Raw genomic sequence first — 25429 nt, 5'->3', positions numbered from 1 at the left:
CCGACGCCCGCCCGGGGCCGCCCCACCTCCGAACCCGTCGGCGCCGGGGCGGCCGACACTGTCAGCCGATGATCCGCGCCAGCATCTCCCGCGCGTACGCCTCGTCGTAGGTCCCGCCCGTCAGCAGCACCTGCAGACAGATCCCGTCCATCAGCGCGATCAGTGCCCGCGCGGTGGCCGGGTCGGTGCGCCCGGCCAACAGCTCGGCGGTGACATCCGTCCACTCGGCGGCGACCGGCTGCAGCACGGGCCGGCGCAGCGCCGCCAGGTAGAGCTCGTACTCCAGCTCCAGGCGCCCGCGCCCGCCGGAGAACCACTCCCCCAGCAGCCGGGCCAGCGCCTCGGCGAGATCCGCGTCCGGGGCGAGGAGCGCCTCGCTCTCCCGCACGGCCCGGGAGAAGTTCTCGTTCGAGCGGCGCAGCGCGGCGACCAAGAGCTCGTCGAGCGAGGCGAAGTGATACGTCGTCGAGCCGAGCGGCACATCCGCCTCGGCGGCGACGGAACGGTGACTGAGCCCCGCGATGCCCTTGGTGCCGACCACCCGGATCGCCGCATCGATGATGCGGCCGCGGCGCTCGGGGTCGTACCGGCGGACCATCAGTGCGCTCCGCCCAGGTTGAGCACGACCACACCGGCAATGATCAGCGCGATGCCCACCACCTTGACCAGGTTCCCGGACTCGCCCATGAAGAGGACCCCTATGGCGGCGACCGCCGCCGTGCCGATCCCGGCCCAGATGGCATAGGCGGTACCCATGGACAGCGTCTTCAGGGTCTGCGCGAGCAGCGAGAAGGCGAGCAGATAGCCGACGACGGTGATGAGCGAGGGCCAGAGCCGGGTGAAGCCCTCGCTGTACTTCATGGCCGTCGTCCCGGCCACCTCCGCCGCAATGGCCGCGGCCAGCAGTCCGTATCCCATGTGTACGAGTGTACGCATCGTTGCGTACGCTCGTACACATACCCGGGCGCACAGAAGGGATCCGCTGCCCCACCAGGAGCGCTACCGTGTCCCGACCAGCACATGGACCCCGACACAACGGAGCAGCAGTGGCGCAGGACGCAGGGTGGGGCGGCGGACCCGGGGGCCCGCCGTACGGAGGAGCGCCGTACGGAGGACCCCCCGGACCACCGGGATGGGGCGGGTGGATGCCGCCGCCGAAGCCAGGGGTGATACCGCTCGCGCCGCTGAGCCTCGGGGACATCCTCGGCGGCGCGTTCTCCACGATGGGCCGCTACTGGAAGCAGCTCTTCGGCATCGGCGCGGCCGTGTACGGCGGGGCCGTCGTCGTGGTCGGCGCGGCGGTCGCGATCGCGTACTCCGCGGTCAGCGACCATCTGCACCGGGTCGTCGAGCTCTCCGCCGAGGAGAGCGCGCCCACGGAGGACATCGCCCCGCTGGTGATCGCCTTCGGCGCCGTCTGGCTGGTCGCCCTCGTATCGCTCATGATCGGCACCGCCATGATGTACGCGACCGTACCGGCGGTCCTGCAGGACGCTGTCCTGGGGCGGCGGACCACGTTCGGGATCATCTGGCGCCGGGCCTGGGCCCGCGTACCGGCGGTCATCGGCACGGTGATCCTGACCGGGCTGATCACATTGATCCCCTTCGTCTTCATGGTGGTCGCCATGGTGTCCGCCATCGTCGCGGCCGTCGGCCTGGATGCCGGGTCCGGCGCCGCGGCGCTGATCTCGCTCGGCTTCCTCGGCGCCCTGGCGACGTTCCCGCTGGCGGCCTGGCTCTGGGTGAAGTTCTCCCTGGCCCCCTCCGCCGTCGTCTTCGAGGGACAGAGCCCGATCTCGGCGCTGCGCCGCTCCTCGCAGCTGGTACGCGGCGACTGGTGGCGGATCTTCGGCATCTCGCTGCTGGCGCTGATCATGGCGGCCGTGGGGAGCTACATCATCCAGATACCGTTCTCGTTCCTCGGTCTGTTCCCGGGCATGGCCAGCACGGCGAACCTGGACTCCGACCCGAGCGTCGCGGCCGTCATCGTCGCCGTGAGCGGTTATCTGGTGGCCATGCTGCTGGGCCAGCTGATCGGCCAGCTCGTCTCGGCGACGTTCCCGCAGCTGGTGACCGGACTGCTGTACGTGGACCGGCGGATGCGCAACGAGAACCTGGGCCCGGTCCTCGCCGAAGCGGCCGCCGCGCCCCCGCAGTTCGGTCCGTGAGCGCGGGTCGCGCCGCTCAGTCGATGAGCGAGTTCTTCGGGCTCAGCACGCAGAACTCGTTCCCCTCGGGGTCCGCCAGCACCACCCAGCCCACATCGGCCGCCTGGCCGACGTCCAGCCGGGTGGCCCCGAGGCCGATGATGCGCGCGACCTCCACGGCCTGGTCGTCGGGGGCGAGATCGATGTGCAGCCGGTTCTTGACCGCCTTCTCCTCGGGTACGGGGACGAAGGTGATGCCGGGCACGGCGTCCTTGTCGGCGCCGATGACGATTTCGTCGTCGGCCTCGAAAAGCACCGTCCAGTCCAGCACCCGGCACCAGAACCGGGCCTGCGACGGCAGATCGTGGGCGTCGACGACGATGGAGTAAAAGGAAACGGCCATGCCCGCCAGTCTGCCCGGCGGTCATGGCCGTTCGCCACACGATGACGGCCTTCACCCCGCTGTCGGCCACCGTGCCGAAGTCGGTGACGGGCACGATCAGCGCCTTGCCGCCGTCCCTCGGAGGTACGAGCGGTGCCCGGAAGCCGAGGTACGCGGTGGGGGTCGAGCCGGGCGCGAACTCCAGTCCCTCGAAGTTGAACCCGTCGATCCGCTCGGGCACTTGACCACTCGCCGTGCTCGCGGCCGAACGGCTGTACAACCGGAGCGTGTTGGACTCGTCGTCGGCCACCAGTGCACGTCCGCCGCCGACTTCGACGGCGGCCGAGGCGTCGGAGGACCCGGTGAGGCAGCGCGTGCGACCGGCGGACGAACAACGCCGAACGGCCCCCGGCTCGAGCCGGGGGCCGTTCGGAAGCGCAGAGGATCAGACGTTGAAGCCGAGCGCGCGCAGCTGCTCGCGCCCGTCGTCCGTGATCTTGTCGGGGCCCCACGGCGGCATCCAGACCCAGTTGATCCGCAGCTCGTTGACGAGGCCGTCGGTCGCGGACTTCGCCTGGTCCTCGATGACATCGGTCAGCGGGCAGGCCGCGGACGTCAGGGTCATGTCGAGGGTGGCGATGTTGGCGTCGTCGATGTGGATGCCGTAGATCAGGCCCAGGTTGACGACGTCGATGCCCAACTCGGGGTCGACGACGTCGTACAGCGCCTCCCGGACCTCCTCCTCGGAGGCCGGCTTGGTGGTAAGAGTCTCGTTCTCGCTCATGCCGTCTTCCCTTCGGACAGCGCTTTCGCCGTCGCGTCCTTCCACGCCATCCAGCTCAGCAGCGCGCACTTGACCCGGGCCGGGTACTTCGAGACACCGGCGAACGCGACCGCGTCCTCCAGCACCTCCTCCATCGCGTCGTCCGGCTCGAGCTGACCCTTCGACTGCATCAGCTCCAGGAAGGTCTCCTGGATCTTCTGAGCCTCGCCCAGCTCCTTGCCGACCAGCAGCTCGTTCAGCACGGAGGCACTGGCCTGGCTGATGGAACAGCCCTGACCCTCGTACGACACATCGGCGATGGTCTCGCCGTCGTACTTCACCCGAAGCGTGATCTCGTCTCCGCACGTCGGGTTGACGTGGTGCACCTCGGCGTCGCCGTCCCGCAGGCCGCGCCCGTGGGGGTGCTTGTAGTGGTCCAGGATCACTTCCTGGTACATCGAATCAAGCTTCACCAGTCAACCCTCAGCCGAAGAAGTTCCGTACGTGCTCCAGACCGTCCACCAGGGCGTCGACCTCGGCAGGCGTGGAGTACAGATAGAACGACGCTCGCGTCGTCGCAGGAATTCCGTACCGCAGGCAGACCGGCCGTGCGCAGTGGTGTCCGACCCGGACCGCGATGCCCTGCTCGTCGAGGACCTGGCCCACGTCGTGCGGGTGGATGTCGCCGAGCGTGAAGGAGATCGTGGCGCCGCGATCCTCCGCGGTGGACGGGCCGATGATCCTCAGGTCCGGGACCTCCAGGAGGCGCTTCACCGCGTACTCGGTGATCGCGTGCTCATGCTGGAAGATCTTGTCCATGCCGATCGCCGAGAGGTAGTCCACGGCCGCGCCGAGGCCGACGGCCTGCGCGATCGGGGGCGTACCCGCCTCGAACTTGTGCGGCGCCGGGGCGTAGGTCGACGAGTGCATCGACACGGTCTCGATCATCTCGCCGCCTCCGAGGAACGGCGGCAGGTCCTCCAGGAGCTCCTGCCGTCCCCAGAGCACGCCGATGCCGGTCGGGCCGACCATCTTGTGGCCGGTGAAGGCAACGAAGTCGGCCTGCAGTGCCTGCACGTCGAGCACCATGTGCGGGGCGGCCTGCGAGGCGTCGATACAGACCAGCGCGCCGACCTGCTGGGCGCGGCGGATGATCTTCTCGACCGGGTTGATCGTGCCCATGATGTTGGAGACCAGCGTGAAGGAGACGATCTTCGTCTTCTCCGTGATGATCTCATCTATGTCGGACAGGTCGAGGCGGCCGTCGTCGGTGATGCCGAACCACTTCAGCTTCGCACCGGTGCGCTGCGCGAGCAGCTGCCACGGCACGATGTTGGAGTGGTGCTCCATCTCCGTGGTGACGATCTCGGTCTCGTGGTCCACCCGGTAGGGCTCGTCGGCCCAGCCGAGCATGTTGGCCACGAGGTTGAGCGACTCCGAGGCGTTCTTGGTGAAGATCACCTCGTTGCGGCTCGGCGCGTTGATGAAGGCGGCGACCTTGTCGCGGGCGCCTTCGTACAGCGCCGTGGCCTCCTCGGCGATCGTGTACACGCCGCGGTGGACGTTGGCGTTGTGCCGCTCGTAGTACTCGCTGAGCGCGTCGAGGACCTGACGCGGCTTCTGCGAAGTCGCCGCACTGTCCAGGTAGACGATCTTCTTCCCGTCGTGGACCGTACGATCCAGCAGGGGGAAGTCCTTGCGGATCGCCTCGGTGTCGAGGAGGCCCGGCAGCTGTGTCACGCGGAAGCGCCACCCTTCACATATGCCTCGTAGCCCTCGTTCTCCAGCTTGTCGGCGAGCTCGGCGCCGCCGGACTCGGCAATACGGCCGTTGGCGAAGACGTGCACGAAGTCGGGCTTGATGTAACGGAGGATCCGCGTGTAGTGCGTGATCAGCAGCGTGCCGACCTCGCCGGTCTCGCGGACCCGGTTGACGCCCTCGGAGACGACGCGCAGGGCGTCGACGTCCAGGCCGGAGTCGGTCTCGTCGAGGATCGCGACCTTCGGCTTGAGGAGCTCCAGCTGAAGGATCTCGTGGCGCTTCTTCTCACCGCCGGAGAAGCCCTCGTTGACGTTGCGCTCGGCGAACGCGGGGTCCATCTGGAGGTCGGCCATCGTCTCCTTGACCTCCTTCACCCAGGTACGCAGCTTGGGCGCCTCGCCGCGGACGGCGGTGGCGGAGGTACGCAGGAAGTTGGAGACCGAGACACCGGGGACCTCGACCGGGTACTGCATGGCCAGGAAGAGACCGGCGCGAGCGCGCTCGTCGACGGTCATCGCCAGGACGTCCTCGCCGTCCAGGGTCACCGTGCCGCTGGTGATCGTGTACTTGGGGTGGCCTGCGAGCGAGTACGCGAGGGTCGACTTGCCGGACCCGTTGGGGCCCATGATGGCGTGGGTCTCGCCCTGCTTCACGGTCAGGTCGACGCCCTTGAGGATCTCCTTCGTGGCGTTGTCGGCCTCGACGGAGACGTGCAGGTCGCGGATTTCAAGCGTTGCCATGGGTGACTCAGGACTCCTGGGTGACGGAGACGAGCACATCGTCCCCTTCGATCTTGACGGGGTATACGGGGACGGGGCGCGTCGCGGGAAGACCGGACGGCTTGCCGGTGCGCAGGTCGAAGCTGGAGCCGTGCAGCCAGCACTCGATCATGCAGTCCTCGACCTCTCCCTCGGACAGTGAGACGTTCGCGTGCGAGCAGATGTCGTTGATCGCGAACACCTCGCCCTCGGTACGGACGAGAGAGACCGGCGTTCCGTCGAGTTCCACCCGCTTCGGGGTGTCCTCTTCCAGCTCGCTCAGCGCACAGACTTTGACGAAGGCCATCAGACGGAAGCCTTCAGCTCGGCCTCGATCTTGTCGAGCAGACGGGCTTCGACGTCCGGCAGACCGATCTGCTGGACCAGCTCGGCGAAGAAGCCGCGCACGACGAGCCGGCGGGCCTCCTCGGCCGGGATGCCGCGGGACATCAGGTAGAAGAGCTGCTCGTCGTCGAAGCGGCCGGTCGCGGAGGCGTGGCCGGCGCCGACGATCTCGCCGGTCTCGATCTCCAGGTTCGGCACCGAGTCGACCCGCGCGCCGTCCGTGAGGACGAGGTTGCGGTTCATCTCGTAGGTGTCGGTGCCCTCGGCCTTGGCCTGGATGAGCACGTCACCGATCCACACCGCGTGCGCGCCGTCGCCCTGGAGCGCGCCCTTGTAGACGGCGTTGGACTTGCAGTGCGGGGTGTTGTGGTCGACGAAGAGACGGTGCTCCTGGTGCTGGCTCCTGTCGGTGAAGTACAGACCGAAGAGCTCCGCCTCGCCGCCGGTGCCCGCGTAGGCGACCCGTGGGTGGAGGCGGACCAGGTCGCCGCCGAAGGTGACGACGATCGACTTGAAGGTGGCGTCCCGGCCGATCAGCGCGTTGTGCTGAGCGGCGTGGACCGCGGTGTCGTCCCAGTCCTGGACGGAGACGACGGTCAGCTTCGCACCGTCACCGAGGACGTAGTCGACGTTGCCCGCGACGACCGCGTCACCGGTGTGGTCGATGACGACCACGGCCTCGGCGAAGGCTCCCAGCTCGATGACCTGGTGGGCGTAGGCCACACCGCCCTCACCGTGCACGGCGATCCGGATCGGCTCGGCGAGCACGGCCTCCTTGGCGACCGTGATGACCGAGGCCTCCTCGAAGGACGAGTACGCCTGGGCGGCGATGCGGTCCACCGGGGTGCCCGCCCTGCCGAGCCGCGCGTCGTCGCGACCGACGGTCTCGACGGTGACGCCCTCGGGGACGTCGACCTCGACCTTGACGGCGCCACCGGTCGCGACGGCCGTGCCGTCGTGCAGCCCGCGCAGCCGCTCCAGCGGAGTGAACCGCCACTCCTCCTCGCGGCCGTGCGGGACCGGGAAGTCCGCGACGTCGAAGGACGGGGGCGCGCTCATGCGCGTGGCGACGGTCGACTCGGCGGCCACCGCGATGGACCCGGTGGTGGTGGACCCCGCCGGAATGTTCTGAGCCTCAGCCATGGCTGTCGTAGTGCTCGCTTTCTCTGTCAAAAGTCGGGGATTCGGTCATCAGGCTGTGCTAGCCGACCGAACCCTCCATCTGCAGCTCGATCAGCCGGTTGAGCTCAAGCGCGTACTCCATGGGCAGCTCGCGTGCGATCGGCTCCACGAAGCCGCGCACGATCATGGCCATGGCCTCGAACTCGGTCAGACCGCGGCTCATCAGGTAGAAGAGCTGGTCCTCGGAGACCTTGGAGACAGTGGCCTCGTGCCCCATGGACACGTCGTCCTCACGGACGTCCACGTACGGGTACGTGTCGGAGCGGGAGATCGTGTCGACCAGGAGCGCGTCGCACAGCACGTTGGACTTGGAGCCCGCGGCGCCCTCGCCAATCTCGACCAGACCGCGGTACGAGGTACGGCCGCCGCCTCGCGCCACCGACTTGGAGACGATGTTGGAGGAGGTGTTCGGCGCCATGTGGACCATCTTGGATCCGGCGTCCTGGTGCTGGCCCTCGCCCGCGAAGGCGATGGAGAGCGTCTCGCCCTTGGCGTGCTCGCCCATCAGGTAGACGGCCGGGTACTTCATGGTGACCTTGGAGCCGATGTTGCCGTCGACCCACTCCATGGTCGCGCCCTCGTACGCCACGGCGCGCTTGGTGACCAGGTTGTAGACGTTGTTCGACCAGTTCTGGATCGTCGTGTAGCGGCAGCGGCCGCCCTTCTTCACGATGATCTCGACGACGGCGGAGTGCAGCGAGTCCGAGGAGTAGATCGGCGCGGTGCAGCCCTCGACGTAGTGGACGTAGGCGTCCTCGTCGACGATGATCAGCGTCCGCTCGAACTGGCCCATGTTCTCCGTGTTGATACGGAAGTAGGCCTGCAGCGGGATGTCGACGTGGACACCCTTCGGCACGTAGATGAACGAGCCACCGGACCACACGGCCGAGTTCAGCGAGGCGAACTTGTTGTCGCCGACCGGGATGACGGTGCCGAAGTACTCCTTGAAGAGCTCCGGGTGCTCCTTCAGCGCGGTGTCCGTGTCGAGGAAGATGACGCCCTGCTCCTCCAGGTCCTCACGGATCTGGTGGTAGACGACCTCGGACTCGTACTGCGCGGCGACACCGGCGACCAGGCGCTGCTTCTCCGCCTCCGGGATACCGAGCTTGTCGTACGTGTTCTTGATGTCCTCGGGCAGGTCCTCCCAGGACTCCGCCTGCTTCTCGGTGGACCTCACGAAGTACTTGATGTTGTCGAAGTTGATGCCCGACAGGTCCGAGCCCCAGTTCGGCAGGGGCTTCTTGTCGAACAGCCGCAGGCCCTTGAGGCGGAGCTTCAGCATCCACTCGGGCTCGTTCTTCTTCGCCGAGATGTCACGTACGACAGCCTCGGAGAGGCCGCGCTTGGCCGCCGCGCCTGCCGCGTCGGAGTCGGCCCAGCCGAATTCGTACGTACCCAGACCTTCGAGCTCAGGGTGGGCAGTCTCCGTGGGGAGCGTCATGCGGGGTTCCTCCCGGCCGTGCTTGCAGATGCTGATGTGGTGGTCTGTGCGGTTGGGGGTCCGCCGCGCGGTACGAACGTCGTGCACACCCCGTCGCCGTGGGCGATGGTGGCCAGACGCTGCACATGGGTCCCGAGCAGGCTGGAGAAGATTTCCGTCTCCGCCTCGCACAGCTGCGGGAACTGCTCGGCGACATGGGCGACCGGGCAGTGGTGCTGGCACAGCTGCTCGCCCTGCTGCGGGCCTGGCGCGCTTCGCGCCGTAGCAGCGTACCCGTCGGCGGACAAGGCCTTGGCCAGCGCCTCTGTGTGCTGCGCCGGCTCCGCCCCGTCGATCGCCTCGCGATAGACCACCGACTGCGCGGCGGCCCTGGCACGGACGAAGGCGACGACCGCTTCGTCGCCCGCGGTCTCGGCGATCCAGCGAAGAGCGTCGGCGGCAAGCTTGTCGTAGGACTGGTCGAAGGCGTCCCGGCCACAGTCGGTCAGGGCGAACACCTTGGCCGGACGGCCGCGGGTCCGCGCCCCGTACACCCGCTGTTCGCGGGCCTCGACGACACCGTCGGAGACGAGGGCGTCGAGATGGCGGCGGACGGCGGCCTGGGTCAGCCCGAGGCGCTTCGCCAGGTCGGCGACGGTGGACGGGCCGTGGTCCAGGATGGAGCGCGCGACCCGGTTGCGCGTCGAGCGCTCTCCGGTCGCGAGTTCCTCCTGCGGAGCCTCGCCCTGGTATTTCACAACGCCATTGTTGCGTAATTCCTCCGGCCCTGACAACCACGGTCCGAAACGATCAACGGTGGAGTTCGTCACTAAGGGTTACCTAATCCGGCCCCGGGGGACTCGCCCGCCCGGTCGCTGCCTAGACTTACCGGCCATGAAGAACGAGCCGGTCGTGCAGATCCGTGGCCTGGTGAAGCGGTACGGCGCCAAGACCGCGGTGGACGGCCTCGACCTGGACATACGCGCCGGTGAGGTCACCGCCGTCCTCGGTCCCAACGGCGCCGGCAAGACCACCACCGTCGAGACCTGCGAGGGCTACCGCCGCCCCGACGCCGGGACCGTACGCGTCCTCGGCCTCGACCCGGTCGCCGACGCCGCGGAGCTCCGCCCCCGGATCGGCGTGATGCTGCAGTCGGGTGGCGTCTACTCCGGAGCGCGCGCCGACGAGATGCTCCGCCACATGGCGAAACTGCACGCCCACCCGCTCGACGTCGACGCGCTGATCGAGCGTCTCGGCCTCGGCAGCTGCGGCCGGACGACGTACCGCCGGCTCTCCGGCGGCCAGCAGCAGCGCCTCGCCCTGGCGATGGCCGTCGTCGGCCGTCCCGAGCTGGTGTTCCTGGACGAGCCGACCGCGGGCCTCGACCCGCAGGCCCGCCGCTCCACCTGGGATCTCGTACGGGAGCTGCGCGCCGACGGCGTGTCGGTCGTCCTCACCACCCACTTCATGGACGAGGCCGAGGCGCTCGCCGACGATGTCGCCATCATCGACGCGGGCCGGGTCATCGCTCAGGGCAGCCCGGAACTGCTGTGCCGCAGCGGCGCGGAGAACACCCTGCGCTTCACCGGCCGCCCCGGTCTCGACCTCGGCTCGCTGCTGAAGGCACTGCCCGACGGCTCGCAGGTGGCCGAGCCCACCTCCGGTACGTACCGCGTCACCGGCCAGGTCGACCCACAGCTGCTGGCCACCGTCACCTCCTGGTGCGCGCAGCACGGCGTGATGCCCGATGGCATCTCCGTCGAGCGTCACACCCTGGAGGACGTCTTCCTGGAACTGACCGGCAAGGAGCTGCGCGCATGAGCGCCGGTACGTACGCCCCGCGGCCCGGTGCCGCCCCGCTGCCCCGCATGATCGGTGCGCAGACCGCGCTGGAGACGAGGATGCTGCTGCGCAACGGCGAGCAGCTTCTCCTGACGGTGATCATTCCGACGCTGCTGCTGGTGCTGTTCAGCGCCGTCGACATCGTGGACACCGGCGCCGGCAGGTCCGTCGACTTCCTGGCGCCGGGCATTCTCGCGCTCGCCGTGATGTCCACCGCCTTCACCGGCCAGGCCATCGCGACGGGATTCGAGCGGCGGTACGGCGTGCTCAAGCGCCTCGGTGCCTCACCACTGCCCCGCTGGGGGCTGATGACCGCGAAGACCCTCGCGGTACTGGTCACCGAGGTGCTGCAGGTGGTGCTGCTGACGGTGATCGCGTTCGCGCTGGGCTGGTCGCCGCACGGCAACCCGCTCGCCGTCCTGCTGCTGCTCGTGCTCGGCACCGCCGCGTTCTCCGGGCTCGGCCTGCTGATGTCCGGGACGCTGAAGGCGGAGGCGACGCTCGCCGCCGCCAACCTTGTCTTTCTGCTGCTGCTGGTCGGCGGCGGGGTCGTCGTGCCGCTGGACAAGTTCCCGGACGCGGCGCAGTCCGTACTGGGGCTGCTGCCGATCGCGGCCCTGTCCGACGGGCTGCGGGACGTGCTCCAGCACGGCGCCCGGATGCCATGGGGCGATCTCGGGATCCTCGCGGTCTGGACGGTGCTCGGGCTGGGCGCGGCGGCAAAGTTCTTCCGCTGGGAATGACCCGCGACGACGTGCGGCATGACGTTTCGAGGTAACTCGTCCCCCTCGTGAAAGCTTGCACAAGCCGCCGCTTACGATGGTGCGCGTGCCCAAGCTGACCCGAGCCGAAGTCGCTCAAGCCGCGCGGAACCCGCTCCTCTTCATCGCCGAACGCTGGACCCCGTCCCCCCGGACGGTCCGCCGCGCGGCGATGTCGGCCGTCGTGATGGCCGTCGTCATCGTGGTCACCGGCGGTGCGGTGCGGCTGACCGGCTCCGGTCTCGGCTGCCCCACCTGGCCCAAGTGCACCGACGAGTCCCTGACGGCGACGAGCGCGATGGGCTTCCACGGCGCCATCGAGTTCGGCAACCGGATGCTCACCTACGTGCTGTGCGCGGCGGTCGGCTGGGCGATCATCGCCGCCCGCTCGGCGAAGCCGTGGCGGCGCAGCGTCACCCGGCTCGGCTGGGCGCAGTTCTGGGTGGTCATGGGCAACGCCGTGCTCGGCGGCATCGTCGTGCTGGTCGGCCTCAACCCGTACACCGTCGCGGCGCACTTCCTGCTCTCCACCGCGCTGCTCACGGTCGCCGTCGTGACCTGGCAGCGGGTACGGGAGGGCGATGCCGAGCCGCGTCCGCTGGTCGGCAAGGCGGTCTCGCAGCTGACCTGGCTGCTGGCGGTCGCGGCCGGTCTGCTGATCGCCGTCGGCACGGTGGTGACGGGTGCCGGACGGCATGCGGGCGACTCCAGCGACGTCCACCGCATCCCGCTCGACTGGAAGATGATCGCGCAGCTCCACGCCGACCTGGCCTGGGTCGTTGTGGCATTGACGGTCGCGCTCTGGTTCGTACTGAAGGCCGTCGACGCGCCGGTCGGTCCGATGCGCCGCACCCGTGATCTCTTCCTGGTGCTGATGGCGCAGGGCGTGATCGGGTACGTGCAGTACTTCACCGATACCCCGGAGATCCTGGTCGGGCTGCACATGCTCGGTTCGTGCCTGGTGTGGATCGCCGTCGTGCGGGTGATGCTCTCGCTGCGTGAGCGCCCGGGGGCGTCCGCCCCGGTGCCCGCCCCCGCTGCGGAGACGCCGGAGCCCGCAGCCGCCGGCTGAGCCCTGCTACGCGGGCCGCCGGTCCGGCCCGTACACCCGGCGCGCGTTGCCGGACGCGATCATCGCGGCCACCCGCGTGGCGTCGATGCGTGACCACGCGCCGTCCGCCGCCCAGTCGCCCAGCACCCTGCCCAGCGCCTCACTGAACTGCTGCGGGCCCACCACATGCAGTTCCGGCAGTCCCTGAGCGCCGCTGGAGAACAGCAGTCTGCCGAACGGGGCGAGCTCCAGGACCTCCGCGAGGACGGCCGCGGCGCGCGCTCCCGTACGGGTCAGGGCGGCGCCCACGTCGGCGTACACATGCGGATGGATGCTCGCCGGCTGTGCGGCGTGCCGGTGGTGCGGATAGCTGTGCAGCAGTACGAGATCGCTGCCGAGCCCGGCCGTCGCGGCGGCGAATCCCGCCGTCCGCCGGGGGTCGGTGGAGCGCAGATGCAGTTGCAGCGGCCGCCCGCAGGCGATCGCGGTCCACATCAGATGCCGCAGCAGCACCGGGTCGTCGGGGGCCGCGCCTCCCCGGGCGGCGGTTCAGCCCTTGTTGGAGGGGCCGCCGACCTGGATCCCGGCCATCCGCGTCCACTCGTACGGGCCGGTGCGGACCTTGGCGGCGAACTCTCCGTCGAAGGACTCGTGCATCGTGATCCCGGCCTTCGCGGTGGCGCTCTCGGCGACCTCGTACGAGGGTGCGACCAGGTCGCCCCAGCCACCGTCCTCGCCGACCAGCACGATGCGGGTGCCCATCTGCCCCATGTAGGCGAGCTGCCCCTCGGCGCCGCCGTGCGCCTTGGCGAAGGCACCGATCTGCTTGGCGAGCCTGGCTGCCCTGCGCTCCGCGCGGGCGGCCTGCTTGCTGTCGTCAACCTGCTGGGTCTCTGCCGTGTCTGCCATGCAACGGATGCTACCGATGGGTAGATCAACTGGCGACGGGCGGGGCACGTGGCATGGGCCACGTACCCCGCCCGTCGGCAGGAGCGAAACGGTGTCAGCGCAGGAACGGGTCGACCGCGACGGCGACGAACAGCAGCGACACGTAGGTGATCGACCAGTGGAACAGTCGCATTTCCTTGAGCTTGGCGCCGGACACCCCGGCCTTCGCCCGGTTCTGCAGGCCGTGCGCCTCCCAGAGCCAGAACCCGCCGGTCAGCAGCGCCACGGCCGTGTAGAACCAGCCGGTGTAGCCGAGCGGGGTCAGCAGCAGCGACGCCGCCACCATCACCCAGCTGTAGACGACGATCTGGCGGGCCACCACGCGGTTGGACGCGATGACCGGGAGCATCGGTACGCCGACACGGGCGTAGTCGTCCTTGACCTTCATCGACAGCGGCCAGTAGTGCGGCGGCGTCCAGAAGAAGATGACGGCGAAGAGGATGACCGCGGCCCAGGACATCGAGTTGGTCACGGCGGACCAGCCGATGAGGACCGGCATGCAGCCCGCGATGCCGCCCCAGACGATGTTCTGCGAGGTGCGCCGCTTCAGCAGCATCGTGTAGACGACGACGTAGAAGAGCAGCGCGCCCAGCGAGAGTGCCGCCGACAGCCAGTTGACCAGCAGCCCGAACCAGACCGTCGAGATCACCGCGAGGGCGATACCGAAGGCCAGGCACTCGCGGGGGCTCACCATGCCGGTGACCAGCGGGCGCTGCGACGTACGGTCCATCAACGCGTCGATGTCGCGGTCGATGTACATGTTGAGCGCATTGGCACCACCCGCGGAGAGATATCCGCCGATGGTGGTAGCGAGTACGAGCCACAGGTCGGGCACACCCTGAGCGGCGAGGAACATCACCGGAACAGTGGTGATCAGCAACAGCTCGATGATCCGCGGCTTGGTCAGCGCCACGAATGCCTTGATACGGGCCCCGAACGGGCGATGGCCCCCTGGGCTCGGAGTCAAGGCGACCCCTGCGGGTCGGGACTCGACGGCCGTCACGCACACCCCTGACAGAGAAATCCCAGCAAGCTCCGGGCATGAAGGCCCAGTAAAGACTTGCGCGAACCAGACCACTGTAGACGTTGAGGACAGGCCGTTCTTCGCGGGGGTGGGGTCGTGTTGGAGTCGCGCCGAAGCAACGTGCCCGATGAGCGCATAAGTAAGGAGTCGCGCTCATCGGAGTAGCGCAGAAGTGAGCCGTTGCGCTCATACGGGAGGCGAACTCCGCGGGTCGCCTGCACCCTGGAAAGCAGCCGGAAAATGCGTGTTGCGTCGGGGGTAGGCTCGACGATGCCCGGTGCGGTCACCAGTCACCGGTTTACAACAGTGGAGAGGAGCCCTGACTCAGGGTGAGCACCAAGCCGACCACCACAGACCTCCAGTGGACCGAATTGGACCAGCGGGCCGTGGACACTGTCCGCGTCCTTGCCGCTGACGCCGTACAGAAGGTCGGAAACGGCCACCCGGGTACGGCGATGAGCCTCGCTCCCGCCGCGTACACGCTCTTCCAGAAGGTGATGCGGCACGACCCCGCCGACGCGGACTGGACCGGTCGCGACCGGTTCGTGCTCTCGGCGGGTCACACGAGCCTGACCCTCTACATCCAGCTCTACCTGGCCGGGTACGGCCTCGAGCTCGATGACCTCAAGGCGTTCCGCACCTGGGGCTCGAAGACCCCGGGTCACCCGGAGTACGGCCACACCACCGGTGTCGAGACGACGACGGGCCCGCTGGGCCAGGGTGTCGCCAATGCCGTGGGCATGGCCATGGCCGCCCGCTACGAGCGCGGCCTGTTCGACCCGGAGGCGGCCCCCGGCACCTCCCCGTTCGACCACATGGTCTGGGTCGTCGCCGGCGACGGCTGCCTCCAGGAGGGCATCTCCGCGGAGGCCTCCTCGCTGGCCGGGCACCAGAAGCTCGGCAACCTGGTCCTGCTGTGGGACGACAACCACATCTCCATCGAGGGCGACACGGAGACCGCGATCTCCGAGGACACCCTGAAGCGCTACGAGGCGTACGGCTGGCACGTCCAGCGCGTCGAGCAGCTGCCGAACGGCGACCTGGACCCCGCGGGTCTCTACAAGGCTCTGCAGGCGGCCAAGGCCGAGACCGAGCGCCCGTCGTTCATCGCGGCCCGCTCGATCATCGCCTGGCCGGCCCCGCACGCCCAGAACACCGAGGCCTCGCACGGCTCGGCACTCGGTGAGGACGAGGTCGCGGCGACCAAGAAGGTCCTGGGCTTCGACCCGGAGAAGACCTTCGAGGTCTCCGACGAGGTCATCGCGCACACCCGTGAGGCGCTGGACCGCGGCCGTGAGGCCAAGGGCGAGTGGGAGAAGTCGTTCGCCGCGTGGCGCACCGCCAACCCGGAGCGCGCCGCCGAGTTCGACCGGATCTCCGCGGGCGAGCTGCCCGAGGGCTGGGAGGACAGCCTTCCGGTCTTCGAGCCGGGCAAGGGCGTCGCCACCCGCGCCGCCTCCGGCAAGGTGCTGCAGGCGCTCGGCGAGATCATCCCCGAGCTGTGGGGCGGATCCGCCGACCTCGCGGGCTCGAACAACACGACGATCGACAAGACGTCGTCGTTCCTCCCGGCGGGCAACCCGTTGCCGGGCGCGGACCCGTACGGCCGCACGATCCACTTCGGTATCCGCGAGCACGCCATGGCCGCGGCCATGAACGGCATCGCACTGCACGGCAACACCCGCATCTACGGCGGCACCTTCCTGGTGTTCTCCGACTACATGCGCAACGCCGTGCGACTGTCCGCGCTGATGCACCTGCCGGTGACGTACGTGTGGACGCACGACTCGATCGGTCTCGGCGAGGACGGCCCGACCCACCAGCCGGTGGAGCACCTGGCCTCGCTGCGCGCCATCCCGGGCCTGAACATCGTCCGCCCGGCCGACGCCAACGAGACCTCCATCGCCTGGCGCGAGATCCTGCGCCGCTACACGAAGGTGTTCGGCAAGGGCGCCCCGCACGGTCTGGCGCTGACCCGTCAGGGCGTGCCGACGTACGAGGCGAACGAGGATGCGGCCAAGGGCGGCTACGTGCTGTTCGAGGCCGAAGGGCCCGAGGGCCAGAACACAGAGCCGCAGGTCCTCCTGATCGGCACGGGCTCCGAGGTCCACCTCGCCGTCGAGGCGCGCGAGGAGCTGCAGGCGGCCGGCATCCCGACCCGGGTGGTCTCGATGCCGTCGGTCGAGTGGTTCGAGGAGCAGAACCAGGCGTACAAGGACAGTGTTCTGCCGCCGTCCGTGAAGGCGCGTGTCGCCGTCGAGGCGGGCATCGGCCTGACCTGGTACCGGTATGTCGGAGACGCCGGCCGGATCGTCTCGCTGGAGCACTTCGGTGCCTCGGCCGACGCCAAGGTCCTCTTCCGCGAGTTCGGTTTCACCGGTGAGCACGTTGCCGCCGCCGCGCGGGAATCTCTCGCCGCCGCCGCGCGCTGACGCCGTTATACGACTAGTAGGAGATGCAATTCTCATGACAGACGCACTCAAGCGCCTTTCCGACGAGGGCGTGGCGATCTGGCTCGATGACCTGTCGCGCAAGCGGATCACCTCCGGCAACCTCGCCGAGCTGATCGACCAGCAGCACGTCGTGGGCGTCACCACCAACCCGTCCATCTTCCAGAAGGCGATCTCGCACGGAGACGGCTACGAGCAGCAGCTCACCGACCTGGCGACCCGCAAGGTCACCGTCGACGAGGCCATCCGCATGATCACGACGGCGGACGTCCGCGACGCCGCCGACATCCTGCGCCCGGTCTTCGACGCCACGGGCGGCCAGGACGGCCGGGTCTCCATCGAGGTCGACCCGCGTCTGGCCCACCACACCCACGCCACGATCGCCGAGGCCAAGCAGCTGGCCTGGCTGGTCGACCGGCCGAACACGCTCATCAAGATCCCGGCGACGAAGGCCGGTCTGCCCGCGATCACCGAGGTCATCGGCAAGGGCATCAGCGTCAATGTCACCCTGATCTTCTCGCTGGAGCGCTACCGCGAGGTCATGGACGCCTACCTGGCGGGCCTGGAGAAGGCACAGGCCGCGGGCCTGGACATCTCCCGGATCCACTCGGTGGCTTCGTTCTTCGTGTCCCGTGTGGACTCGGAGATCGACAAGCGCCTCGACGCGATCGGCACCGACGAGGCCAAGGCGCTGAAGGGCAAGGCGGCGCTCGCCAACGCCCGGCTGGCGTACCAGGCGTACGAGGAGGTCTTCTCCTCCGACCGCTGGGCGGCCCTGGACAAGGCGCAGGCCAACAAGCAGCGTCCGCTGTGGGCCTCCACCGGTGTCAAGGACCCCGCGTACAAGGACACGCTGTACGTCGTCGACCTGGTCGCCCCGGGCACGGTGAACACCATGCCCGAGGCAACCCTGGAGGCCACGGCCGACCACGGCCAGGTCACCGGCAACACCGTCGCCGGCACCTACGAGCAGGCGAAGGCCGAGCTCGAAGCCGTCGCGAAGCTCGGGATCTCCTACGACGACGTCGTGCAGCTCCTCGAGGACGAGGGCGTCGAGAAGTTCGAGGCGTCCTGGATCGACCTGCTCAACTCCACCGAGGCGGAGCTCAAGCGCCTCGCCCCTTCGGAGGGCTGACCACTTTGTCTGGTGTTCCCGGAGCCAACCCGCTCCGTGACGCCCAGGACCGCCGGCTCCCGCGTATCGCGGGGCCGTCGGGCCTGGTGATCTTTGGCGTCACGGGCGATTTGTCCCGTAAAAAGCTGATGCCCGCTGTCTATGACCTGGCCAACCGCGGCCTGCTGCCACCGGGCTTCTCGCTCATCGGCTTCGCGCGCCGCGAGTGGCAGGACGAGGACTTCACCCAAGAGGTCCACGACGCCGTCAAGCAGCACGCACGCACGCCGTTCCGCGAGGAGGTCTGGCAGCAGCTCATCCAGGGGATGCGCTTCGTCCAGGGCAACTTCGACGACGACGAGGCCTTCGAAACCCTGAAGGCCACCATCCAGGAGCTCGACAAGGAACAGGGCACGGGCGGCAACTTCGCCTTCTACCTGTCCGTGCCGCCGAAGTTCTTCCCGAAGGTCGTCCAGCAGCTGAAGAAGCACGGGCTGGCCGAGCAGACGGAGGGGTCCTGGCGGCGCGCCGTCATCGAGAAGCCGTTCGGTCACGACCTCACCAGTGCGCAGGAGCTCAACCAGCTCGTGCACGACGTGTTCCCGCCCAACGAGGTCTTCCGGATCGACCACTACCTGGGCAAGGAGACGGTCCAGAACATCCTGGCGCTGCGGTTCGCCAACACGATGTTCGAGCCGATCTGGAACCGGAGCTACGTCGACCACGTCCAGATCACGATGGCCGAGGACATCGGCATCGGCGGCCGGGCCGGCTACTACGACGGCATCGGCGCCGCCCGTGACGTCATCCAGAACCACCTGCTGCAGCTGCTGGCGCTGACCGCGATGGAGGAGCCCGGCTCCTTCCATCCGAAGGCCCTGGTCGCCGAGAAGCTCAAGGTGCTCACGGCGGTCGAACTGCCGGAGGACCTGGGCAAGCACACCGTGCGCGGCCAGTACGCGCACGCCTGGCAGGGCGGCGAAGAGGTCCTCGGCTATCTGGAGGAGGACGGCATCGACCCCAAGTCGAAGACCGACACCTTCGCCGCGATCAAGCTGACGATCAACAACCGCCGCTGGGCGGGCGTGCCGTTCTACCTCCGTACCGGAAAGCGGCTCGGCCGCCGGGTCACGGAGATCGCGGTCGTCTTCAAGCGCGCCCCGTACCTGCCGTTCGAGTCCGGGGCCACGGAGGAGCTGGGCGGCAACGCACTGGTCATCCGGGTCCAGCCGGACGAGGGTGTGACCGTGCGGTTCGGCTCCAAGGTGCCCGGCACCTCCATGGAGGTGCGGGACGTCACGATGGACTTCGCCTACGGCGAGTCCTTCACCGAGTCCAGCCCGGAGGCGTACGAGCGGCTCATCCTCGATGTGCTGCTGGGCGACGCCAACCTCTTCCCCCGCCACCAGGAGGTCGAGCTCTCCTGGAACATCCTCGACCCGATCGAGGAGTACTGGGACAAGCACGGCAAGCCCGCGCAGTACCCGGCGGGCACCTGGGGTCCGGCAGAGGCGGACGAGATGCTCGCACGAGACGGACGGAGCTGGCGTCGGCCATGAAGATCGACCTCACGGAAACCACCTCCAGCAAGATCAACCAGGCGCTGGTGTCGGCTCGGCGTGCCGTCGGCACGCCGGCCATCGGCATGGTGCTGACCCTGGTCATCGTCACCGACGAGGAGAACGCGTACGACGCCCTCAAGGCGGCGAGCGACTCCTCCCGCGAGCACCCCTCACGGATCATCGCGGTGATCAAGCGGGTCAGCCGCTCGCCGCGCAGCCGGCGCGACGCGCGGCTCGACGCCGAGGTACGGGTCGGTTCCGACTCGGGCTCCGGCGAGACCATCGTCCTGCGCCTCCACGGTGAACTGGCCAACCACGCCCAGTCGGTGGTCCTGCCACTGCTGCTGCCGGACGCCCCGGTCGTGCTGTGGTGGCCCGAGGACGCACCGTCCGACCCGGCGAAGGACCCGCTGGGCGCGCTCGCCCAGCGCCGGATCACGGACGCCTACTCGGCGGAGGCGCCGGGCGCCGAACTCGCGGCGCGCGCCCAGTCGTACACCCCGGGCGACACGGATCTGTCCTGGACCCGCATCACCCCGTGGCGTTCGATGCTGGCGGCCGCGCTCGACCAGAAGCCCGTCGAGGTGCTGTCGGCGACGGTCGAGGGCGAGTCGGAGAACCCCAGCTGCGAGCTGCTCGCCATGTGGCTCGCGGACCGGCTCAAGGTACCGGTGCGGCGCACGCAGTCCGCCGGTCCCGGCCTGACGGCCGTACGGATGGAGACCAAGGGCGGCACCATCGTCCTGGACCGCCCGGACGGTTCGCTGGCCACACTCTCCATGGAGGGACAGCCGAACCGTGCGGTGGCGCTCAAGCGGCGGGAGACCGCCGAGCTGCTCGCCGAGGAGCTGCGCCGTCTGGACCCGGACAACACCTACGAGTCCGCGGTGAAGTTCGGTGTGGAGAATCTGGCCGACGCGGCGGCGCCCGAGCCCGCCGCACCGAAGGCCGCCGAGCCCGCCGACACCCCGACCGCGGCGAAGAAGACCGCGGCGAAGAGGGCGGCAGCGAAGTGAGTGCCCCTCAACTTGTCGTGCACCACGACAAGGAGCTGATGGCGCAGGCCGCCGCGGCCCGGCTGATCACGAAGATCGTGGACGCCCAGGCCGCGCGCGGCTACGCCTCGGTGGTCCTCACCGGTGGGCGCAACGGCAACGGCCTGCTGGCCGCGCTCGCCGCCGCACCCGCCCGGGACGCGATCGACTGGTTGCGGCTCGACCTGTGGTGGGGCGACGAGCGGTTCCTGCCGGACGGCGATCCGGAGCGCAATGTCACGCAGGCCCGTGAGGCCCTGCTGGACTCGGTGCCGCTCGACCCGTCCCGGGTCCATGCGATGCCCGCTTCGGACGGTCCCTGCGGCAACGACGCCGACGCCGCCGCGGCCACGTACGCCGCCGAACTGGCCACCGCCTCCCGTCCGGAGGACCACGGCCCGGTCCCGACGTTCGACGTGCTGATGCTGGGCGTGGGCCCGGACACACATGTCGCGTCGCTCTTCCCGGAGCTGCCCGCGGTGCGGGAGACCGAGCGCACCGTCGTCGGTGTGCACGGCGCTCCCAAGCCGCCGCCCACCCGCATCTCGTTGACGCTGCCCGCGATCCGGGCCGCGCGCGAGGTGTGGCTGCTCGCGGCGGGCGAGGACAAGGCGGAGGCCGCCGCCATCGCACTGTCGGGCGCCGGGGAGATCCAGGCCCCGGCGGCGGGCGCGTACGGACGCAGCCGCACGCTGTGGCTGCTGGACTCGGCGGCGGCCTCGCAGCTGCCGCGCGCGCTGTATCCGCCGGCCTCTCCCTGAGTGGTCGTCAGCACGGCTGACAGCAGGCCCGGTTCGCTCCCAGGAGCGGACCGGGCCTGTCTGCTGTCCGGCGCCCGTGGGAGCGATCCGCCGAGCCGGGGCCGTGCCACCGGCCGTCTGCGGTGCCGCATCGGCGCACTCGATCCCACCCGGGGACAAACCCGGCTCAGGGCGACGTCACGTGCTACGGCGAGGGCGCGACACCCGGGACGGCCGGACCGTCGCCGAGGGCGGGCGCGTCGAGTCCCGGTCGTCGACGGCCCGAAGGGTCCGCGGGCGGACGACGTCCGTTCCGCCTGACACCGGAGCGGGGTCAGGCGTGCGGCGGCGTGCGCTCCAGGAAGGGCTCCAGCAGGCCGGGGACCGCCTCGGATGCGAAGTCGAGGCCCTCGCTCGTACCGGCGTCGTACACCGTGTAGGCGCCCGCTCCGGCCGCCGTCGTGGCGGTCACGCTCAGCAGCCCCGCCCGCCGCTGGAAGTACGACTGCCTGACCGTCCAGCCGATCACTCCGGCCCGCTCCAGTGCGGCGGTGGACCGCCGTACGGTGCCGGAACGGGTCACCAGATAGTCACCGCTGAGGGCGTGTCCCAGGCCGCGGTACGCATCACGGGCCAGGAACACGCCGGCCGGCAGCCCCACCACGGCGCAGCCCAGGGCAACCCACACCAGGACGGGCGTCAGCAGCACGCCCAGGACACCGAGGATCAGCACGGGTGCCAGGACGGCCAGGACCGCCCGGCGCAACCGTCTGCCACGGGCCGCAAGGGGGTGCGGGACCAGCGGGGCACCGGTGGGGGCCGTGGTCTCGCGCAGCGCGTCGGCGGCCACCGCGTCGGCGACGCTGCGGGGCGCTGCGGGCAGCAGGGTGTTGTGGTCGCCGTGCTGCTCCTCGTCGTCCTTGGCGAGGCCGGTGGTGATCGCGTCCACCCGGGCGGCGCCGAACAGCCGGATGCCGAGCGGTTCGACGATGTCGACGCCGCGCAGTCGGCGCTCCTCGATGGTGACGGACCGGGAGGTGAGGAGCCCCCGCCGGATCCGCAGGGTGCCGCCGGGTTCGCGCTCCAGGCGGTAGCTCCACCACATCTCGACCCAGAGGCCGAGCGCGCCGAAGACCCCGGCGACCGTCACGGTGGCGACGAGGACCACGGCCATCGTGAGCAGCGAGGTGTCCCGGAATCGGTCGCCGATCCAGTGGAGCACCTGGCCCTGTTCCCCGAACCAGTCGCTGACCTGCAGCACCGCCCCGGCCGCCGCACCGCCGAGGGCGGGGGTGACGAACGAGACCGGTGCGTAGCGGATCCAGCGCGGGTCGAGTGCGGCGAGCTCGCCCTCGCGGTGGGTGCCGGGCACATCGGTGGCCGCGCGGGTCAGCAGCTCGTGGCGGAGCCGCTCGCCCTCGCTCCTGCGGACCGGGTCGAGCTCCAGAGTGGCCTCGTTGCCGGTGTGCTCACCGGTACCGATCCGAACGGTGACGAGGCCGAGGATCCGCAGCAGGGGGTGGGCGGTGAGGTCGACGCTGCGGATGCGTTCGCGGGCCAGTGAACGCTTCTTGACCAGCAGCAGCCCGGTGTGGAGCTCGATGCGTTCCGTGCCGATGCGATAGCGGGTGCGGCGCCAGCGTATGTAGTCGCCGCCCGCGCCGCAGCCGATCAGTGCGAGCGCGCCGGTCAGCACCCAGGCGACGGCGGCCGCGAGGCCGAGCCGTCCGGCCAGGCCGAGCGTGGTGGGCACCGCGGCACCGGCCGCCACGCCGGCCGAGACGAGCGCGGTGACGAGGACCGTACGCCGGTCGAGCTGCCGCCAGTCGGCTCCGGCGGTCGTCCCGGGGTCCGTACGGTCCCGGTCCGATATGCCGGCCGGTGGGGCGGGCCGCTCGCTGCCCGTGCCGTCCACGACCTCACTCACGTGGCGTCCCCGGGCGTGTCCTGGGTGATCCGGGTCAGCCGCTCGGCCAGTTCGGCGGCGAGCTCGTGGTCGAGGCCCTCGATCTTCAGGGCCCCCTTGGAGGAGGCGGTGGTCACGGTGACCGAGGCCAGCCTGTAGAGCTGCTCCAGCGGGCCGCGCACGGTGTCGACGGTCTGGATCCGGGACATCGGCGCGATCCGCCACTCCTGTCGGATCACGCCGGTCCTGACGTACACCGCCTCGCCGGTGACCTCCCAGCGGTGGGTGCGGTACCACCAGCGGGGGAAGAGGACGGCGCAGGCCGCGCCGAGGACCGCGAGGACCACGGCGGGCAGCAGCAGCCAGAACCGGGCGGGCGCGATGAGCGCGGCCAGCACAGCCAGGACGGCCACCGGCGCCGCGGTCAGCAGCAGCCACTGGGTCCGCCACCAGCCGACGGCCCTCGGGTCCAGCGTGTTGTTCGGCGGCCGGAGCCGCACCGTCCTCTCCCCCGTGGTCATCGGATCAGCGGCCCCGCCGCGTGCGGTACGCGGCGACGAGGGCGGCGGTCGAGCTGTCCAGCTGCTCGCCCCCTGTGCCCTCGGTCAGCACCGGCTCGATCTTCTTGGCGAGAACCTTGCCGAGCTCGACGCCCCACTGGTCGAAGGAGTCGATGTTCCAGACGGCGCCCTGGACGAAGACCTTGTGCTCGTACAGCGCGATGAGCTGGCCGAGCACGGACGGCGTCAGGCTGTCCGCGAGGATCGTCGTCGTGGGGTGGTTGCCCCGGAACGTCTTGTGCGGCACCAGCTCCTCGGCGACGCCCTCCGCGCGGACCTCGTCCGGCGTCTTGCCGAAGGCCAGCGCCTGGGTCTGGGCGAAGTAGTTGGCCATCAGCAGATCGTGCTGGGCGACGAGCCCGGGCAGCAGGTCGGCGACCGGCTCGGCGAAGCCGATGAAGTCGGCCGGGATGACCTTGGTGCCCTGGTGGATCAGCTGGTAGTAGGCGTGCTGTCCGTTGGTGCCGGGCGTGCCCCAGACGACCGGTCCGGTCTGCCACTCGACCGGATTGCCGTGCCGGTCCACGGACTTGCCGTTGGACTCCATGTCCAGCTGCTGCAAGTAGGCGGTGAACTTGGACAGATAGTGGCTGTACGGCAGTACGGCATGCGACTGGGCGTCGAAGAATCCGCCGTACCAGACGCCCAGCAGGCCGAGCAGCAGAGGGGCGTTGGCCTCCGCCGGGGCGGTGCGGAAGTGTTCGTCGACGAGGTGGAAGCCGTCGAGCATCTCGCGGAACCGGTCCGGTCCGATGGCGATCATCAGCGAGAGGCCGATGGCCGAGTCGTACGAGTAGCGGCCGCCGACCCAGTCCCAGAACTCGAACATGTTGGCGATGTCGATGCCGAAGTCCGCGACCTTCTCGGCATTGGTCGAGAGCGCCACGAAGTGCTTCGCGACCGCGTCCTGCTCGGCGCGAAGGCCGGTCAGCAGCCAGTTGCGGGCGGAGGTGGCGTTGGTGATCGTCTCGATCGTGGTGAAGGTCTTCGACGCGACGATGAACAGCGTCTCGGCGGGGTCGAGGTCGCGAACGGCCTCGTGCAGGTCGGCGCCGTCGACGTTCGACACGAAGCGGACGGTGAGCGAGCGGTCCGTGAAGGAGCGCAGCACCTCGTACGCCATGGCGGGGCCGAGGTCGGAGCCGCCGATGCCGATGTTGACGATGTTCTTGATCGGCTTGCCGGTGTGGCCGGTCCACTCCCCCGACCTGATGCGGTCGGCGAAGGCCGCCATCTTGTCGAGCACGGCGTGCACGGCAGGCACCACGTTCTCGCCGTCGACCTCGATCACGGCGTCGCGCGGGGCGCGCAGCGCGGTGTGCAGGACGGCGCGGTCCTCGGTGGTATTGATCTTCTCGCCGCGGAACATCGCGTCACGCAGCTCGGCGACTCCGGTGGCGTCGGCGAGCTCGCGCAGCAGTCGGAGCGTCTCGTCGGTGACCAGGTGCTTGGAGTAGTCGAGATACAGATCGCCGACCCGGAGGGTATATCCGGCCCCGCGCTCCGGATCGTCGGCGAACAGCTGCCGCAGATGCGTCTGCCCGAACTGCTCGCGGTGCTTGCCGAGAGCGGTCCACTCGGGCGTCTGATTCAGCTTGGTTCGGCTTTGTGCGTTCATCCCGGATATCAGCCCACTTCTTCTCGTACGTGCCCATGCCCCGCTGCCCCTCCAACTTAAT

The 25429-nt window shown here is 69.5% G+C and carries 25 protein-coding genes and 2 pseudogenes; 9 read left to right on the top strand and 18 right to left on the bottom strand.

What is annotated here, in order from left to right; translation table 11 throughout:
* Positions 1 to 61: 61 nt before the first annotated feature.
* Both ACFU6I_RS05930 and ACFU6I_RS05925 read right to left on the bottom strand, forming a co-directional pair.
* Positions 62 to 598 carry a TetR/AcrR family transcriptional regulator gene (locus ACFU6I_RS05930; RefSeq protein ID WP_384362081.1) on the bottom strand — a complete coding sequence of 179 codons (537 nt, stop codon included), beginning with the start codon at positions 596 to 598 and terminating at the stop codon, positions 62 to 64.
* Positions 598 to 918 (bottom strand): multidrug efflux SMR transporter, encoded by a 321-nt coding sequence (locus ACFU6I_RS05925; RefSeq protein ID WP_345514763.1) that lies wholly within the window; start codon positions 916 to 918, stop codon positions 598 to 600. The genes ACFU6I_RS05930 and ACFU6I_RS05925 overlap by 1 nt, the downstream gene beginning before the upstream one ends.
* Before the next feature lie 227 nt (positions 919 to 1145).
* Here ACFU6I_RS05925 and ACFU6I_RS05920 point away from each other — a divergent pair, with 227 nt between their 5' ends.
* Entirely contained in the window at positions 1146 to 2168 is a 1023-nt protein-coding gene (locus tag ACFU6I_RS05920) for a hypothetical protein (protein ID WP_384362078.1), read from the top strand.
* A gap of 16 nt (positions 2169 to 2184) precedes the next feature.
* Here ACFU6I_RS05920 and ACFU6I_RS05915 read toward each other — a convergent pair whose 3' ends face one another.
* The 10 genes and pseudogenes from ACFU6I_RS05915 to ACFU6I_RS05870 all read right to left on the bottom strand — a co-directional run bounded on the left by ACFU6I_RS05915 (position 2185) and on the right by ACFU6I_RS05870 (position 9516).
* Positions 2185 to 2550: a VOC family protein gene (locus ACFU6I_RS05915; RefSeq protein ID WP_384034112.1), complete on the bottom strand. Its 366-nt coding sequence runs from the start codon at positions 2548 to 2550 to the stop codon at positions 2185 to 2187.
* A 46-nt stretch (positions 2551 to 2596) separates the two neighbouring features.
* Positions 2597 to 2905 (bottom strand): annotated as a pseudogene (locus ACFU6I_RS05910) (hypothetical protein); the annotation flags it as partial.
* Between the two features lie 69 nt (positions 2906 to 2974).
* Positions 2975 to 3313: a metal-sulfur cluster assembly factor gene (locus tag ACFU6I_RS05905; RefSeq protein WP_266986967.1), complete on the bottom strand. Its 339-nt coding sequence runs from the start codon at positions 3311 to 3313 to the stop codon at positions 2975 to 2977.
* Complete coding sequence (sufU, locus tag ACFU6I_RS05900) at positions 3310 to 3765, bottom strand: Fe-S cluster assembly sulfur transfer protein SufU (RefSeq protein ID WP_323135909.1); 456 nt, start codon at positions 3763 to 3765, stop codon at positions 3310 to 3312. Before sufU ends, ACFU6I_RS05905 begins: the two co-directional genes overlap by 4 nt.
* A 10-nt stretch (positions 3766 to 3775) precedes the next feature.
* Positions 3776 to 5032 carry a cysteine desulfurase gene (locus ACFU6I_RS05895; protein WP_345514758.1) on the bottom strand — a complete coding sequence of 419 codons (1257 nt, stop codon included), beginning with the start codon at positions 5030 to 5032 and terminating at the stop codon, positions 3776 to 3778.
* Entirely contained in the window at positions 5029 to 5793 is a 765-nt protein-coding gene (gene sufC / locus ACFU6I_RS05890) for a Fe-S cluster assembly ATPase SufC (RefSeq protein WP_345514757.1), read from the bottom strand. Before sufC ends, ACFU6I_RS05895 begins: the two co-directional genes overlap by 4 nt.
* A gap of 7 nt (positions 5794 to 5800) precedes the next feature.
* Positions 5801 to 6118: a bifunctional 3-phenylpropionate/cinnamic acid dioxygenase ferredoxin subunit gene (locus ACFU6I_RS05885; RefSeq protein ID WP_030919832.1), complete on the bottom strand. Its 318-nt coding sequence runs from the start codon at positions 6116 to 6118 to the stop codon at positions 5801 to 5803.
* Positions 6118 to 7299, bottom strand: coding sequence for a Fe-S cluster assembly protein SufD (gene sufD / locus ACFU6I_RS05880; RefSeq protein ID WP_384362075.1), 1182 nt, complete (start codon positions 7297 to 7299; stop codon positions 6118 to 6120). Before sufD ends, ACFU6I_RS05885 begins: the two co-directional genes overlap by 1 nt.
* Before the next feature lie 58 nt (positions 7300 to 7357).
* Positions 7358 to 8779 carry a Fe-S cluster assembly protein SufB gene (gene sufB, locus ACFU6I_RS05875; RefSeq protein ID WP_384362072.1) on the bottom strand — a complete coding sequence of 474 codons (1422 nt, stop codon included), beginning with the start codon at positions 8777 to 8779 and terminating at the stop codon, positions 7358 to 7360.
* Positions 8776 to 9516: a helix-turn-helix transcriptional regulator gene (locus tag ACFU6I_RS05870; protein WP_384362069.1), complete on the bottom strand. Its 741-nt coding sequence runs from the start codon at positions 9514 to 9516 to the stop codon at positions 8776 to 8778. The genes sufB and ACFU6I_RS05870 overlap by 4 nt, the downstream gene beginning before the upstream one ends.
* 136 nt (positions 9517 to 9652) lie before the next feature.
* On the opposite strand from ACFU6I_RS05870, the gene ACFU6I_RS05865 reads away from it, so the two are divergent.
* From ACFU6I_RS05865 to ACFU6I_RS05855, 3 genes are all read left to right on the top strand, one after another.
* Complete coding sequence (locus ACFU6I_RS05865; RefSeq protein WP_384362066.1) at positions 9653 to 10579, top strand: ABC transporter ATP-binding protein; 927 nt, start codon at positions 9653 to 9655, stop codon at positions 10577 to 10579.
* Positions 10576 to 11343, top strand: a complete 768-nt coding sequence (locus ACFU6I_RS05860) for an ABC transporter permease (RefSeq protein ID WP_384362064.1) — start codon at positions 10576 to 10578, stop codon at positions 11341 to 11343. Before ACFU6I_RS05865 ends, ACFU6I_RS05860 begins: the two co-directional genes overlap by 4 nt.
* 76 nt (positions 11344 to 11419) lie before the next feature.
* Positions 11420 to 12433: a heme A synthase gene (locus tag ACFU6I_RS05855; protein ID WP_384362061.1), complete on the top strand. Its 1014-nt coding sequence runs from the start codon at positions 11420 to 11422 to the stop codon at positions 12431 to 12433.
* Between the two features lie 6 nt (positions 12434 to 12439).
* Here ACFU6I_RS05855 and ACFU6I_RS05850 read toward each other — a convergent pair.
* The 3 genes and pseudogenes from ACFU6I_RS05850 to ACFU6I_RS05840 form a co-directional block, all read right to left on the bottom strand.
* Positions 12440 to 12946, bottom strand: a pseudogene (locus ACFU6I_RS05850) (amidohydrolase family protein); the annotation flags it as partial.
* Between the two features lie 15 nt (positions 12947 to 12961).
* A complete protein-coding gene (locus tag ACFU6I_RS05845) occupies positions 12962 to 13321 on the bottom strand; it encodes a hypothetical protein (RefSeq protein ID WP_384362058.1) in 360 nt (119 codons plus the stop codon).
* Between the two features lie 94 nt (positions 13322 to 13415).
* Positions 13416 to 14369 (bottom strand): heme o synthase, encoded by a 954-nt coding sequence (locus ACFU6I_RS05840; RefSeq protein ID WP_384362055.1) that lies wholly within the window; start codon positions 14367 to 14369, stop codon positions 13416 to 13418.
* A 344-nt stretch (positions 14370 to 14713) separates the two neighbouring features.
* Between ACFU6I_RS05840 and tkt the strand changes: the two genes are divergently transcribed.
* From tkt to pgl, 5 genes are read left to right on the top strand one after another with little or no spacing between them, the layout of a single operon-like run.
* Positions 14714 to 16816 (top strand): transketolase, encoded by a 2103-nt coding sequence (gene tkt, locus ACFU6I_RS05835; RefSeq protein WP_384362052.1) that lies wholly within the window; start codon positions 14714 to 14716, stop codon positions 16814 to 16816.
* A gap of 34 nt (positions 16817 to 16850) precedes the next feature.
* On the top strand, positions 16851 to 17969 hold the full coding sequence (gene tal / locus ACFU6I_RS05830; RefSeq protein WP_384362049.1) for a transaldolase: 1119 nt from the start codon (positions 16851 to 16853) through the stop codon (positions 17967 to 17969).
* A gap of 5 nt (positions 17970 to 17974) precedes the next feature.
* The gene (gene zwf, locus ACFU6I_RS05825) at positions 17975 to 19507 is read left to right on the top strand and encodes a glucose-6-phosphate dehydrogenase (protein ID WP_384362046.1); all 1533 of its coding nucleotides are present in this window, start codon (positions 17975 to 17977) and stop codon (positions 19505 to 19507) included.
* The gene (gene opcA, locus ACFU6I_RS05820; RefSeq protein WP_384362043.1) at positions 19504 to 20526 is read left to right on the top strand and encodes a glucose-6-phosphate dehydrogenase assembly protein OpcA; all 1023 of its coding nucleotides are present in this window, start codon (positions 19504 to 19506) and stop codon (positions 20524 to 20526) included. The genes zwf and opcA overlap by 4 nt, the downstream gene beginning before the upstream one ends.
* Positions 20523 to 21305: a 6-phosphogluconolactonase gene (gene pgl / locus ACFU6I_RS05815; RefSeq protein WP_384362040.1), complete on the top strand. Its 783-nt coding sequence runs from the start codon at positions 20523 to 20525 to the stop codon at positions 21303 to 21305. The genes opcA and pgl overlap by 4 nt, the downstream gene beginning before the upstream one ends.
* A gap of 313 nt (positions 21306 to 21618) precedes the next feature.
* On the opposite strand, the gene ACFU6I_RS05810 is transcribed toward pgl, so the two are convergent.
* From ACFU6I_RS05810 to pgi, 3 genes are read right to left on the bottom strand one after another with little or no spacing between them, the layout of a single operon-like run.
* Positions 21619 to 23157, bottom strand: a complete 1539-nt coding sequence (locus ACFU6I_RS05810) for a PH domain-containing protein (protein WP_384362220.1) — start codon at positions 23155 to 23157, stop codon at positions 21619 to 21621.
* A gap of 50 nt (positions 23158 to 23207) precedes the next feature.
* On the bottom strand, positions 23208 to 23711 hold the full coding sequence (locus ACFU6I_RS05805) for a PH domain-containing protein (protein ID WP_384362037.1): 504 nt from the start codon (positions 23709 to 23711) through the stop codon (positions 23208 to 23210).
* Positions 23712 to 23715: 4 nt separating this feature from the next.
* On the bottom strand, positions 23716 to 25368 hold the full coding sequence (gene pgi / locus ACFU6I_RS05800) for a glucose-6-phosphate isomerase (RefSeq protein ID WP_384362034.1): 1653 nt from the start codon (positions 25366 to 25368) through the stop codon (positions 23716 to 23718).
* Positions 25369 to 25429 lie beyond the last annotated feature (61 nt).

The organism is Streptomyces sp. NPDC057486, from assembly GCF_042802415.1.
GTDB lineage: Bacteria > Actinomycetota > Actinomycetes > Streptomycetales > Streptomycetaceae > Streptomyces > Streptomyces yanii.
The sequence above is the reverse complement of the archived record's forward strand: the minus strand, read 5'-3'. Positions and strand labels throughout refer to the sequence as shown.

Bases quoted from the DNA above. Each gene is read 5' to 3' on its own strand.
- ACFU6I_RS05930 (WP_384362081.1), bottom strand. From the start codon at position 598: ATGGTCCGCCGGTACGACCCCGAGCGCCGCGGCCGCATCATCGATGCG.
- ACFU6I_RS05925 (WP_345514763.1), bottom strand. From the start codon at position 918: ATGGGATACGGACTGCTGGCCGCGGCCATTGCGGCGGAGGTGGCCGGG.
- ACFU6I_RS05920 (WP_384362078.1), top strand. From the start codon at position 1,146: ATGCCGCCGCCGAAGCCAGGGGTGATACCGCTCGCGCCGCTGAGCCTC.
- ACFU6I_RS05915 (WP_384034112.1), bottom strand. From the start codon at position 2,550: ATGGCCGTTTCCTTTTACTCCATCGTCGTCGACGCCCACGATCTGCCG.
- ACFU6I_RS05905 (WP_266986967.1), bottom strand. From the start codon at position 3,313: ATGAGCGAGAACGAGACTCTTACCACCAAGCCGGCCTCCGAGGAGGAG.
- sufC (WP_345514757.1), bottom strand. From the start codon at position 5,793: ATGGCAACGCTTGAAATCCGCGACCTGCACGTCTCCGTCGAGGCCGAC.
- ACFU6I_RS05885 (WP_030919832.1), bottom strand. From the start codon at position 6,118: ATGGCCTTCGTCAAAGTCTGTGCGCTGAGCGAGCTGGAAGAGGACACC.
- sufD (WP_384362075.1), bottom strand. From the start codon at position 7,299: ATGGCTGAGGCTCAGAACATTCCGGCGGGGTCCACCACCACCGGGTCC.
- sufB (WP_384362072.1), bottom strand. From the start codon at position 8,779: ATGACGCTCCCCACGGAGACTGCCCACCCTGAGCTCGAAGGTCTGGGT.
- ACFU6I_RS05865 (WP_384362066.1), top strand. From the start codon at position 9,653: ATGAAGAACGAGCCGGTCGTGCAGATCCGTGGCCTGGTGAAGCGGTAC.
- ACFU6I_RS05860 (WP_384362064.1), top strand. From the start codon at position 10,576: ATGAGCGCCGGTACGTACGCCCCGCGGCCCGGTGCCGCCCCGCTGCCC.
- ACFU6I_RS05855 (WP_384362061.1), top strand. From the start codon at position 11,420: ATGGTGCGCGTGCCCAAGCTGACCCGAGCCGAAGTCGCTCAAGCCGCG.
- ACFU6I_RS05845 (WP_384362058.1), bottom strand. From the start codon at position 13,321: ATGGCAGACACGGCAGAGACCCAGCAGGTTGACGACAGCAAGCAGGCC.
- tal (WP_384362049.1), top strand. From the start codon at position 16,851: ATGACAGACGCACTCAAGCGCCTTTCCGACGAGGGCGTGGCGATCTGG.
- opcA (WP_384362043.1), top strand. From the start codon at position 19,504: ATGAAGATCGACCTCACGGAAACCACCTCCAGCAAGATCAACCAGGCG.
- ACFU6I_RS05805 (WP_384362037.1), bottom strand. From the start codon at position 23,711: ATGACCACGGGGGAGAGGACGGTGCGGCTCCGGCCGCCGAACAACACG.
- pgi (WP_384362034.1), bottom strand. From the start codon at position 25,368: ATGAACGCACAAAGCCGAACCAAGCTGAATCAGACGCCCGAGTGGACC.